The organism is Streptomyces sp. NPDC043746 (genome assembly GCF_056436485.1).
Genome location: NZ_JBWKCM010000006.1, coordinates 42,123 through 54,610 on the forward strand (window position 1 = coordinate 42,123; position 12,488 = coordinate 54,610).

Sequence of the window (12,488 nt, forward strand, 5' to 3'; positions counted from 1 at the left end):
TGGTCGCCGGGTCCGGCTCACCCGGCCCGCCGCCGGGCTGCCGCCCGCACGGCGCGCCGGGCAGGTCACTCGCGAAGGGCACGGCCGGCGGACGGCCCCCGCCGGAGGAACTCCTCCACGGTCAGCGTGCGCACCTCGATCCGCCCCCGTGCCTCCTCCCCGGCCACCGCCACCGCCGCGAGGTAGGGCCCCGCCACCCCGGGCAGGTCCCGCACCCGCCAGGAGCGCCCGTCGGCGCCCAGGGTGGTGAAGTCGCCGGGCCGCCCGTGGGCCGTCGGGCAGACGGGTGTGCGCAGCCCCTGGACGAGTCGCCCGCCCCACGCCTTGACGCCGGCCTCCTTGCGTACCCACAGCCGGAAGAAGAGCTCCGGCGCGGTGGACGCGGGGCGGGCCGCCACCGCCGCCGCCTCCTCGGCAGGGAAGTACCGCCGCGCGATCTTCGCCGCGGCTACCGGCCGCACCCGCTCCACGTCGGCCCCCACCGCGCTGCCCCACGTCACCGCGAGCAGGGTCAGCCCCGCCGTGTGCGAGAGGCTGAAGGCGGGCCGGGCACCGGACCCCCGCCCGACCAGCTCGGGCTTGCCGTCACCGCCTTGGGCGAAGCGCAGCGCGGTCGGGGCGACCCCGGTCAGCGAGCCCAGACAGCGGGCCAGAACGGCATGGCTGAGCGCGAACCGGTCCCGGTCCGCGGCCGCCCGGAGCCGGGCCATCCGCTCGCGGTCCTGGACCGGCAGCAGCTCCCGGGCGTGTGCCGTCACCGGTGCCGTGGCCTGAGTGGACACGCACCACAGGCGTACGTGGGCGGGCGCGGCGCTCATGCCGGGGAGTGGAGGAGGACGGGCAGCTCGGCGATGCCGAGCGGCAGCAGCTGGGAGGTGTGCTCGACGTCCGCCGCCGGGACCGCCAGGCGGACACCGGGGTGGGCGGCGAGCAGCCGCCCGATGCCGGTGGCCAGCTGGACTCTGGCGAGGTCGGCCGCCGGGCACTGGTGAGGCCCGGCGCCGAAGGCGAGCGTCGGCGTCGGGGCACGGTCCACCAGCAGCTCGTCGGGCCGCTCCACGAGACGCGGGTCGCGGCAGGCCGCCGAGACCAGGGGGAGCACCGGGCTGCCCGCCGGCACGGTGTGCCCGGACAGCTCCACGTCCCGGGTGGCCAGCCGCAGCAGGCCGTCGTTGCTGGACGGGTAGAAGCGCAGCAACTCCTCGACGGCGCCGGGCACCAGCTCGGGCCGTGCCACCAGCCGGTCCCGGACCCCCGGCCGGGCGAGCACCCCGTACAGGTGGCGTGCCAGCAGGTCACGGATACCGATGTAGCCGGAGATGACGAGTCCGTGCAGGAGCGTGATCCGCTGGGTCCCGGTGAGCGCTCCGCCACCGGCCGCGGGGTCGTCGTGGCCGAGCAGCACGGTGGCGACGTCGTCGCCCGGTTCCCGGTCACGCGCCTTCAGCAGCGTGGTGAAGGCGTCCTGCAGCCGGTCCCGGCAGGCAGCGGCCCGCGGGTTCTCGGCATCCCCGGACATCAGCAGCGCCTCGACGTCACCGGTGACGCCCTGCCATCGCTCCCCCTCGAATCCCAGCAGCTCGACGATGACGCGGCCCGCGAACGGCGCGGTGTAGGACCGCACGAGGTCCACCGGGCCCGTCTCGCCGCCCAGCCCGGACAGCAGCTCGCCCGCGATCGCCTCGACGCGCGGGCGCAGGCGTGCCACCCGGGCCGGGCCGAACGCCGAGACGACCGGCGTGCGGAGCACGGTGTGCTGCGGCGGGTCGAGGTCGACGATCCCGGCGCCCTGCCCCCGGCCGAAGCCCTTGCCGGGCAGTACCGCCGCCGCGTACCGGCTGAAGACCGGGTCGGTCAGGACGGTCCGCACGTCGCTGTGCCGGGTGACGAGATACAGCTCGCCCCCGTCGGCCAGGCGTACCCGGGAGACGGGCTCCTCGGCGAGCAGCCGCCCGTACCGGGGCGGGACGGTGCCGTCCGGCCCCGCTGGATAGGGGAACACGTCGTCCGCCGACGTGCTCACCGGCCCGACCCTCGCGGGTAGGCCCCGGCCCTGCGCACGGAGGGCGCCACCGGCTCGAAGGGGAAGTCCTGGGCCAGCACCCGGTTGTCGAGCTGGTGCTCCACCACGATGGTGCCGGCGCCGTAGTCCTCGGCGATCTGCTCCACGTCCTCGGCGGTCACCAGGCCCGTCGGCCGACCCAGCAGGGTGGCGATGCCCTGGGCGGGCGCCAGGACCTCCAGTGCGAAGCCCCGGGCCAGGTGCTGGCGGTGCGTGTGCGAGGCGACGATGAGGAAGTTCTCGTCCTCGTCGAAGAGGAAGTGGCACAGGGCGCGCGCCTGGAGGAACCGCCGGGGGCGCTCGGTGTAGCGGCGGCTGGAGACGAGGGCCGGGCCGGCCGCCGCGTTCCGGCTGCCGTACGCCACGAGCCCGCGGTCGACGTACGGCACCGGCTCCGTGTAGTACGTGAGCAGGGCGTCCGGGTCGAAGCGCTCGGTGTCCGCCACTCCGGCCCAGGCACGGACCCGGTGGGCCAGCTCGTACCCCAGGTGCCAGGGGTTCTCAAGGCGGTCGGGGTCGTAGAACAGCTCCCTCACGTCCGCGCAGACCTCCCGCAGCTCCGCGATCGCCGGGTCCAGGGGACGGCCGGGCGGCGCGTCACCGGCCACCCGGCGGGCCCGCTCGATCCACTGGAGCTGGTCGGCGATCCGGTCCGGGCTGACGGAGTTGAAGAAGTCGAGGCCCATCACCTCGGGCAGTTCCCCGCGGGCCCGGGCGATGGCCGGTGCGTAGGGGGCGGACTCCGTGTACGGATCGAGTCCCAGGCGGGCGGCGCAGCGGCAGAACTCCGCCTCCTCCTCCCCGGTCGCCCCGATCGCGGCCCACTCCTGTTGCAGAGGTGTGCCCTCGACCTCGCGTTCGACCAGCCGGGCGACGACGGCGTCGACGAAGCCGCGCAGCGTCTCGGCGAGGGAGGCGCTGCCGACGACGGTGTTGCCCCGGCCGGTGAAGCGGGTGCCCCCGCGCGGGTCCGGGCCCCCGTCGGGCATCCACACGATCCGCGTCTGGTGGCCCTCGGGGACGAACAGCACGTCGGGCCAGCGGAAGCCGTCGCAGGCGGCGCGCAGGATGTGCCGCCGGGACCGCGACCACCAGGAGCCGCGGGGGTCGCCGACGCCGTTGCGGTAGGCGAACCGCAGCTGCGAGATCTGGGTGCCGGGACGCGCGTCGGCCAGCAGCGACCACCAGTTGAAGGCGATCCACTCGGCGAGCGGGTAGAGCGAGCCCACCGTGTACGGCCGTAGGGTGCCCGCCCGCGGGTCCTCCACCGTCGTCAGCGGCGGAAGGCCACCGACGGACATCTCGAATTCGGCCCAGGTGGCGCCGGTCTCGCCCTCGGTCCCGGCGGGCGGCGGCTGCCACTTCCAGCTGAGCGACAGGTCGGGAAGTGTCGTCACGCGATGCCCTCCGGCCATTCGCTCGGGTGCAGGGTGTAGCCGGTGTACTCGCCGGGCGCCCGCCCGGTCAGCCGGAACTCCTGGACGATGTCGCCGTCCCGGTGCCACGCGTACCGGGGGAAGCCGTGGTCCCAGGGGTGGCCGAGCAGCCCCTCCAGCAGCGCCGCGCTCAGCAGCTCGGCGGGAGCCTGCTCCGGGGTCCCCTCCCAGGAGAGCGCGTCCGCCGTGGCGGGCCGCCACTCGGTGAACCGGGCGGCCCCGGCCAGCTCGCGCCGGTTCGCCTCCGTGCCCGGCTCGGTCACGGACCTGCGCTGTTCGCGCCGTCGTTCGGGTGCACGTACCTCGGGCACGGAGGACCTCCACAGAGTGTGAGAGTGCGGACGGGGAGGGAGTACGGGAAGTCAGGGGCAGGCGGTGGTGGAAGGGCGAGGTCAGGCGGCTGTCGCGAGGGCGCGGCCCGGCCAGCTCCCTGGGGTGGCACGTCCGTGCAGTCGGCTCAGGGTGACCGGGATGTCCACCGGCGAGGCCGCGGCCGCGTCGGTGTGGCCGGCGGCGAAGCCGGGGCCGAGCCCCGCCCAGTACGACTCCCGGCGGTGCCAGCCGCTCTGCCAGGTCCGGTGCACATGCGTGGCCCAGCGGGGGTCGCCCAGCGGCAGGTAGCGCCAGTCCGCCGGCTCCATGACCAGATCGGGGGCACCGGCCGTGGCGGTGCCCGGGTACACCTCTTCACGGGTGTGCACCGCGTCGAGGAGGAGGTGGCCCGTCCGGGGGTTGAGGATCTCCCCGAGCGCCGCGCCGACCTCGGCGCGCACCCGCTCGTAGTCCTGCTCGCGGACCGTGCCGTGCTTGTAGCGGTCGCGGACGTTGATGTTCACCCCGTGGGTGCCCTGCACCGCCTCGAAGGCCGTCGTGCGGGCCCGGTCGATCTGCCCGTCCGGGGTCCTGGCCAGCAGACCTGCCCGTTCGAGATCGTCGTTGACGGAGCAGTAGTCGCGCAGCGGCCCGAATCCGATCTCGGAGAACGCCAGGACGTCCGTGTGGTCGTCGGCCAGCGCGAGGGCGTCCTGGATGATCTGGTCGCAGGTGCGGTACGCGGCGAACACCGCGCTCTCCTGCTCGTGTTCGGGACCGTGCTCCAGTTCCTGCCAGTAGATGTGCGAGGTGCGGTCGATGCTGGTGAGGTTGACGATCACCACGTTCGACTCGGGGAGCAGAGCGAGGGCCGCCCTGCCCCGGTGGCGGTCCGCCTCCAGCAGCCGCGGCAGCAGTTGCTCGCGGGGCTGGCCGGTCCAGAAGATCGAGACGTCGTGCACCGGGCGGATGCCCTGCCGGGCCAGCCGGCGCTGGAGGTCGCGGGGGTGGCAGGCGTGCAGGGTCGCGTGCATCGGATAGCTGATCACCGCCCCGTCCATGGGCTCGACGGGGTGGGTGCCGAACAGGCCGATGGACGCGAAGCGCAGACCCGCGAAGGAATCCTGCTGCCACAGCAGCGGATGCCGGCGGTCGGCGGAGCCCAGCACCTGCGGCACGTATTCGGGGTCGTGACACGTCCAGTAGGAGAAGAACCCGTGGTCGGCGGCGCGTTGACCGGTGAGGACACTCAACAGCCCCGGAGGCTCGTAGGGAGTTCCCTCTGCGCGGAGCGCTCCGTGGGAACCCTCGGTTCGGAGCCGGGCGTATCCCGGCAGGAGGCCGGAGGCACACCAGCGATCCAGCAGGGCGGGCGCCGCGCCCTCCGTGATGATGACGATCGTGCGTCGCTGCTTTGCCACCCAGCACTCCCTCGTCCGGCGGTCCGGGGATACAGGCATGCCATGTACGGGATGTCGGTGGTGCGCCGCGTTCCGGCGGAGGTGTCCGCGGGACGCGGGGGGTCACGCCGATGGGACGGGCGCGATCGCGGGACGTGGAAGAGCGTCCCCCAGCACAAGTGCGACCGTACATGCTCGGGTTCTCTCCCGCCCGTCTCCGGCCGACGATGACCGAAAGCTGCGGCAGGCCACGCGCCGGGCGGTGTGCGGACCCGTGGTGCGGCGCCGCGCACCACCTGTGGGTCCGGTGCCCCCGCCGGAGTGTGACGGAACGCGAACACGGCCGGGTGGTGATGGCGTTTCGGACAACCGGCCGTGCAGGAGCGCCCCGTCCTTGACAGTGCGCGCGGCCGGTTGGCTAGAGTTGCCCACCGCTCCGGTTTCCTGAACTCCTGCTCCTCAGAGATCCGTTACGACGTCTGTCGCTTCTCAGAGCGCCTCCCGCCCCCGTTCCGCTTCAGCTCGTTCGCCGAGGCGCGGGGCACGCGTGCCCCCGCCGTGCGCGGCACTTCGCCGTCCGTTCCCTCACACCGGGCCAGGGCTGCGGCATGTGTCGATCGATGTCCGCCAAGGGGATCGGTCTCCCTCCAAGGAAAGGACGCGCCATGTCCGTGCTGGGCCTCGGCGGATCAGGTCATGACTGGGCGGCGTGCGCCACCGACGGCGAGCGTCTCGTCGCGGTCGACGAGGAACGCCTGATGCGCAGCAAGTACGGTCTGGGCGCGGACCTGCTGGCCGGCGCCAGCCGCCGCGCGTGCCTGGAGCAGCTGGGTACCACCGGGGCCGACGTGGAGCACGTGGTCGCCTGCGAACTGGTGCCGCGCCCCTTCTACCATTCCTTCCGCCGCCGGGTGCGGGTGATCAACCACCACCTCGCCCACGCCTACAGCGCGTTCGGCGCCTCGGGCATGAGTCGGGCCGCCGTGCTGGTGTGCGACAACTCCGGCAGCCTGACCACAGGCGACAAGGCCGGTTCCGGTGTCCGCGAGGCCGAGACCATCAGCTCGTACGTGGCCGACGGGAGAGGGATCCGGCTGCTCGACCGCGTCAGCGGCACCCACCTGGTGGACGCGGGCTCGGAGAGTGCCTACTACCAGCCCGGCGAGACCGACAACTCGCTCGGCCACTTCTACCGCACGGCGAGCATCGCCATAGGGCTCGCCTACACGGGGCCCAAGACCTCGTTCCCGGTCAGCGAGGACGGCAAGACGATGGGGCTCGCCCCTTACGGCGACGAGCGCTTCGTCGACGAACTGTCGGAGCTGGTGACGCTGTTGCCCGGAGGCGGGATCAGCATCTCGGCGAGCAAGTGCGCACACGTCCTGTCCCGGCTCGCCAGGAACGCCGACTTCGACACGAAGGCGGCGATCGCCCGGGCGGCCCAGGACGTGCTGGAACGTGCCCTGGTGCACTGTGCCCGGGCCCTGCACGAGCGGACCGGACTGACCGACCTGTGCCTGGCCGGGGGAGTGGCCCTCAACAGCGTCGCCAACGGCCGCATCCTGAAGGAGACCCCCTTCGAGCGGATCTTCGTGGTCCCCGCCGCAGGCGACAACGGCGTCAGCCTCGGCTGCGCCTACTACGGACTGCACGAACTCGAAGGCGTTCCCCTGGACCGCCTGCCGGCTCTGCGCGACGCCTACCTGGGGCCTGCCTACCCGCGCGACCGGGCCCAGCGGGCCGTCGCCGCCTCCGGGCTCCCCGCCCGGAGCCCCCAGGACCTGCCACAGACGGTCGCCGGGCTGCTGGCGGACGGCAGGATCGTCGGCTGGTGGGACGGGCGCAGCGAGTTCGGGCCCCGGGCACTGGGCCACCGCAGCATCTTCGCCGCTCCCTTTCCCGCCTCGGTACGCGACCACCTCAACGACCACGTCAAGTTCCGCGAGTGGTTCCGCCCCTACGCCCCGGTCATCCGCGCCGAGCGCAGCGCGGACTTCTTCGACCTCGACCAGCCCTCCCCCTACATGCTCATCGTCACGAAGGTGACCCGGCCGGATGCCATCCCCTCCGCCACCCACGTGGACGGCACGGCCCGGCACCAGACGCTGGAACAGCGCCAGAACCCGGCCGTCCACCGCCTGTTGGGTGAGTTCGAGCGGATCACCGGGTGTCCGGTGATCCTCAACACCTCCTTCAACGTCGCCGGTCAGCCCATCGTCGAGACCCCCGAGGAAGCTCTCGCGGCCTTCGCGTCCATGAACCTGGACCACCTCGTCGTCGGCGACCAACTGGTGAGCAAGGGCTGAGCGGAGGGGCTGCCCCATGTCCGTACTGGTCGTCGGCGGCGGACCGGCGGGGCTGTCGTCCGCCGTCTTCCTGGCACGCGTCGGCGTCCCGGTCGTCCTCGTCGACCGCAGGGCCTCCACGTCCACCCTGCCCCGAGCCACCCACGTCACCCGGCGCACCGCCGAGCTGCTGCGCGAGGCGGGACTCCAGGACGCGCTCGCCGAGGCCGGTTTCGAGGTCGTCACGGGCCACGACCCGCGCGTCGAGACCCAGCCCGAGCGGGTCCTGCCCCGCACGGTCGTCGCCGTCCGCTCGCTCAGCGAGCTGGACGGTGCCGAGGTGCTGGAGACCGGCGCGGAGGAGCTCGCGGTCCCCGGCCCCTGCCCGCCCTACTGGTGTGGCCAGGACCGCATGGAGCCGCTGCTGAGAGAGGCCGCTCTACGGGAGGGCGCGGACGTGCGCTTCGGACACGAACTCGTCGGGCTGACGGTCCGCGAGGACGAGGTGCGGGCCCGGGTGCGCCGCCCGGACGGGGGGACGGACACGCTCGGCGCCCGGTACCTGATCGCCGCCGACGGGGCCCACGGCACGATCGCGGAGCGGGTGGGCATCGCCGCCACGGGGCTGGGCACGGTGGCCTCCCGCACCAGCATCTTCTTCCGTGCGGACCTCCGCCACCTGGTGAAGGGGCGCCGGTTCTTCATGAGCATGATCGAGAACCCGGAGTTCAGCGGGGCGGTGATGCAACTGGGAGGGGCACACAGCTGGGCGGCCGCCGTGGAGAGCCGGGCCGTCGGCGAGGGCCCGCCGGACCCGGACCGGTGCCTGAGCCTGGTGCGCGCCGCGATCGGCGACCCGTCGGTCGCCGTGGAGGCCACCGGGACCCTGCGCTGGCAGGCACGGCACAAGGTCGCCGAACGGTACCGCCGCGGACCCGTCTTCCTCGTCGGGGACTCCGCGCACCTGCACCCCCCTGCCGGTGGCTACGGCTCGAACATGGGGATGCAGGACGCCCACAACCTGGCCTGGAAGATCGCGGCCGTCCTGCGCGGCTGGGCGGCCCCCGGCCTCCTGGACACCTATGACACCGAACGGCGGCCGGTCGGCTCCGCCACCGCCCAGCAGACCCTCCTCCTCGACGGGGTGCCCCCCGAACGGCTCGACGGCGCGGTCCCCTGCGACCCCCGCCTCATCATCATGGGCTACCGCTATCGCTCAACGGCCGTGCCCGGCTCGGAGGCGGAGCCCGGCGGAGCCTTTCCGCCCGCCTTCGACCTGTCGGGAGCGCCCGGCACCCGGCTGCCGCACGTGCCGGTACGGCTCGCGCACGCAGCGGGGGCGGCGCCGGTCTCCACCCTCGACCTGTGCGCGCCGGGCCCGGACGGCCCCCGCCTCACCCTGCTCGCCACCGACGGCCGGTGGGCGCGCACGGCCGCCGGGGTGGCGGCCGAGCTCGGTGTCCCGGTGGCCGCCCACACCGTCCTGGCCGACCCCGCCCAGCCCGCCGACTTCGCCCGGTCCTGCGGTACGGGGCCCCGAGGCGCCGTGCTGGTCCGCCCCGACGGCTTCGTGGCCTGGCGCACCGAGTCGGCCGAACCCGTGCCCGATGCCCGGCGCCACCGTGGGCTGGCATCGGCGGTGCGCGGCATCGCCGCCCGCTCCCGGCCCGCGCCGCACCCTCATCGCTGACACTCCGGAGTGACCCATGGCATCCCCCCGCTCCTTCTGCACCTGCCGGCCCGGTGCCACCCTGTGGCTCACCGGAGCGCCGGGCGCGGGCAAGACGAACGTGGTGACGGGACTCGCCCGACGCCTGGAGGCGGTCGGCCGGCGTGTGCACGTGCTGGACCGGGACGATCAGCCCGCCCTGTCCGGCCCCGGCCCCGAACCCGGCCGCACGCGGTGTGCCGCCGATGTCCGGCACGTCGGCCTGGTCGCCGAGGTACTGGCCCGCAACGGCGTCCTCGCCCTGGTGCCGGTGACCACCGCCGACGCGACACAGACGGACGCCGTCCGACGTCGCCACCTCCGGTCGGCCACCCTCTGCCTGGAGGTGCACCTCGCCGCCGGGACCGAGGACGCCGAGGACCCGCACAGGGCGTCGGACCGGTGCGACCTCACCCTTCCTGCCTACCGGCAGAGCACCGAGGAGTCGGTGAGGGACCTGATGAACCTGCTGGAGCGGTGCGAACTCGCGTGAAGGGGGAGGGGTGCGGTGTGGCTCGTTCCGGCCGGTGGTCCCCGTGGCTTCAGTACTGTCGCGCAGACGCGCTGCTCGCCGTAGACCTGTCCAACCGGGGCCGGAGGGGCGGGTCGTGGAACACATGAACAGCACAGCGGAAAAGAAGGGCGACAAGTGAGCGAGCACAGGAGCGGGTCGGACAAGGCGGGACTGTCCCCCGAAGAGGTGCGCCAACTCGCCGACCGTGTGGCGGGGGAGGTCTTCCTGCCGGACCAGCCCGGATACACGGAGCACGTGGACGGCTTCGACCGAGCCGTCGAGCACCGCCCGGCGGTGGCCGTGGCCGTGGCCGAGGCGCGGGACGTCGTGGCGGCGGTCCGCTTCGCGCGCGACCGAGACTGGGCGGTCGCCGTCCAGGCCACCGGCCACGGCGCGGCCGTGCCCGCCGACGAGAACACCGTGTTCCTGGCGACCCGCGGGATGAACGGGGTGGAGGTGGACCCCGGGCGGCGCGTGGCGCGGCTGGAGGCGGGGGTGCTGTGGGAGGAGGTCCTGCCGGCCGCGGCCGAGCACGGCCTCGCCCCGCTCAACGGCTCGGCCCCCTTCGTCGGCGCCGTCTCCTACACGCTGGGCGGCGGCATCGGCGTCCTGTCCCGGCGCCACGGGTACGCGGCCGACCACGTACGGCGCATCGAGGTCGTCACCGCGGACGGTGAACTGCGGGTCGCCACCCAGGAGGAGAACCCGGACCTCTTCTGGGCGCTGCGCGGCGGCAAGGGCAACTTCGGCGTCGTGACGGCCATCGAGGTCGAGCTGTTCGAGGTGGCGCGGATCTACGGCGGCGGCCTCTTCTTCCCCGCCGAGTCCGCCGGCGAGGCGCTGCACTTCTACAGCGAGTGGGCCGCCGACATGCCCGAGGAGATGAGCTCCTCGTTCTTCATGCTCGACTGGCCCGACGTCGACGGGGTGCCGCCGGAGCTGCGCGGGAAGTTCGCCCTGCACCTGCGGCTGTGCTACCTCGGTTCGCCCGAGGAGGGCGAGCGGCTCATCCGGCCGCTGCGCGACCTCGCCCCCACCCTGCTCGACACGGTGGCCGACATGCCGTACACCGAGGTCGGAACCATCCACAACGACCCTCCCACGCCCGGCCGTTACCACATCAACACCTTCCAGCTCAGCCGCTTCGACCACGACGTGGTGGACGCCGTCCTCGCCCAGGTCGGGCCGGGCGAGCAGAGCGCCGTGGGCCTGGAGGTCCGCCAGCTCGGCGGAGCGCTGGCCCGCCCGCCCCAGGTGCCCAACGCCGTCGCCCACGTCGACGCCCCCTTCCAGGTGTACGCGGCCGGGGTCCTGGGCATCGGCGAGGACGATGCCGTACTGGCTGATCAGGACCGGGTCGTGGAGCGCTTCGCGCCGTGGGACAACGGCACCCGCATGCTCAACTTCATGGCAGGCGTCGCCCACGCCGACGCCGAGAGTGTCAGCCGGGCGTTCACTCCGCAGACGTACGCGAGACTGCGCGCCCTCAAGACCACGTGGGACCCCCGCAACATGTTCCGCGCCAACCACAACATCCCGCCGGTTTCCACAGAGGTGTAGCCCTCCCATCTCCCAGGGCGGTTCCAGCGACACCCGGGAACCGCCCGCGGGTGCATCTCCTGTGCTCACCAGCCGACCCAGCCAGCCGAGTGATGACGGAGAGACGGATGAACGAGCACATCGACACAGCGGACAAGGGCCCCGACAAGCAGATGGTGGAGCTGCTCCAGGGAGCGTGGCGGGCGCGCGCCATCCACGTCGCCGTCGAACTGGGCCTGCCGGACCTGCTGGAGCAGGGCGAGCGCACCGTGCCCGAACTGGCCGAGCTCACCGGCACCCACGCCCCGACCCTCGGCCGCCTGCTGCGCGCGCTGTCGGTCTTCGGGGTCTTCCGGCGGCACCCGGACGGCCGGACCTACTCCCAGTCACCGCTGTCGGCCGTGCTTGTCTCCGAACCCGGCAACCCCGAGTCCACCGACGCGCGGTTCATGGCGGCGAACTGGCACTGGGCCGCGTGGGGCGACCTCCTGCACTCGGTGCGCACCGGCGGCTCCTCCTTCGAGGTGGCCAACGACGGGGTGTCGTTCTGGGAGCTGACCAAGAACGACCCCGACGCCAAGGAGCGGTTCAACGCGGCCATGAACGCGGTGTCGCGGCAGGAGGCCACCGGGGTCGCCAGGGCGTACGACTTCTCCCGGGCCCGGACGGTGGTCGACGTCGCGGGCGGGCTCGGTAGTCTCCTGGCCGCGATACTCACCGAACACCCCGAGGTCGTCGGCACGATCCTCGAGCGCCCCGAGATCGTGCCGCTCGCCCAGGCGCACCTGGAGGCGGCCGATGTCGCCGGGCGGTACGAGGTCGTCGCCGGGGACTTCTTCGAACAGGTGCCGGCCGGTGCCGACCTCTACACGATCAAGCGTGCCCTGCACGACTGGGACGACGACACCATCGTCCGCATCCTGGAGCAGATCAAGGCGGCGATGCGGCCGGACTCCGCCCTGCTGGTCATCGAGGGGGTGGTGGACGAGGAGTCCGACCAGGAGGCCCTGTTCCGAGGGCTGCTGCTGACCGTTCTGGTGGGTGGCCAGGACCGGCCGGAGTCGGACTACCGGGCCCTGGCCGAGCGGGCGGGCCTGCGCGTGGTGCGCACGGTCCCGGTCAGTGACGACCTGCGCATCCTGGAGACCCGCCGGGCCTGACCGGGGCCGCGGGGCTGACGTGGCCCCGGGACCACGGACCGGGGCGCGCCTCCGCTCGGGGGCAGCCCGCGG

Annotated in this window: 10 protein-coding genes; 5 read left to right on the top strand and 5 right to left on the bottom strand. The window is 73.5% G+C overall.

Features of this window, described 5'->3' with window-relative positions; all coding sequences use genetic code 11:
• Positions 1–65: 65 nt before the first annotated feature.
• From AC0682_RS08875 to AC0682_RS08895, 5 genes are all read right to left on the bottom strand, one after another.
• Positions 66–818: a 4'-phosphopantetheinyl transferase family protein gene (locus tag AC0682_RS08875; RefSeq protein ID WP_478531807.1), complete on the bottom strand. Its 753-nt coding sequence runs from the start codon at positions 816–818 to the stop codon at positions 66–68.
• Positions 815–2,023: a cytochrome P450 gene (locus tag AC0682_RS08880; RefSeq protein WP_478531808.1), complete on the bottom strand. Its 1,209-nt coding sequence runs from the start codon at positions 2,021–2,023 to the stop codon at positions 815–817. The genes AC0682_RS08875 and AC0682_RS08880 overlap by 4 nt, the downstream gene beginning before the upstream one ends.
• Positions 2,020–3,459, bottom strand: a complete 1,440-nt coding sequence (locus tag AC0682_RS08885; protein ID WP_478531810.1) for a hypothetical protein — start codon at positions 3,457–3,459, stop codon at positions 2,020–2,022. Before AC0682_RS08885 ends, AC0682_RS08880 begins: the two co-directional genes overlap by 4 nt.
• Positions 3,456–3,809 carry a hypothetical protein gene (locus tag AC0682_RS08890; protein ID WP_478531812.1) on the bottom strand — a complete coding sequence of 118 codons (354 nt, stop codon included), beginning with the start codon at positions 3,807–3,809 and terminating at the stop codon, positions 3,456–3,458. Before AC0682_RS08890 ends, AC0682_RS08885 begins: the two co-directional genes overlap by 4 nt.
• A gap of 81 nt (positions 3,810–3,890) precedes the next feature.
• Positions 3,891–5,231, bottom strand: a complete 1,341-nt coding sequence (locus tag AC0682_RS08895) for an alkaline phosphatase family protein (protein ID WP_478531813.1) — start codon at positions 5,229–5,231, stop codon at positions 3,891–3,893.
• Positions 5,232–5,875: 644 nt separating this feature from the next.
• Between AC0682_RS08895 and AC0682_RS08900 the strand changes: the two genes are divergently transcribed.
• The 5 genes from AC0682_RS08900 (at position 5,876) to AC0682_RS08920 (ending at position 12,416) form a co-directional block, all read left to right on the top strand.
• Positions 5,876–7,516, top strand: coding sequence for a carbamoyltransferase family protein (locus AC0682_RS08900; protein ID WP_478531814.1), 1,641 nt, complete (start codon positions 5,876–5,878; stop codon positions 7,514–7,516).
• A gap of 16 nt (positions 7,517–7,532) precedes the next feature.
• The gene (locus tag AC0682_RS08905) at positions 7,533–9,185 is read left to right on the top strand and encodes an FAD-dependent monooxygenase (protein WP_478531815.1); all 1,653 of its coding nucleotides are present in this window, start codon (positions 7,533–7,535) and stop codon (positions 9,183–9,185) included.
• 16 nt (positions 9,186–9,201) lie between these two features.
• Positions 9,202–9,696, top strand: a complete 495-nt coding sequence (locus tag AC0682_RS08910) for an adenylyl-sulfate kinase (RefSeq protein ID WP_478531816.1) — start codon at positions 9,202–9,204, stop codon at positions 9,694–9,696.
• A gap of 156 nt (positions 9,697–9,852) precedes the next feature.
• Positions 9,853–11,277 carry an FAD-binding oxidoreductase gene (locus AC0682_RS08915; RefSeq protein ID WP_478531817.1) on the top strand — a complete coding sequence of 475 codons (1,425 nt, stop codon included), beginning with the start codon at positions 9,853–9,855 and terminating at the stop codon, positions 11,275–11,277.
• A gap of 107 nt (positions 11,278–11,384) precedes the next feature.
• The gene (locus AC0682_RS08920) at positions 11,385–12,416 is read left to right on the top strand and encodes a methyltransferase (protein WP_478531819.1); all 1,032 of its coding nucleotides are present in this window, start codon (positions 11,385–11,387) and stop codon (positions 12,414–12,416) included.
• Positions 12,417–12,488 lie beyond the last annotated feature (72 nt).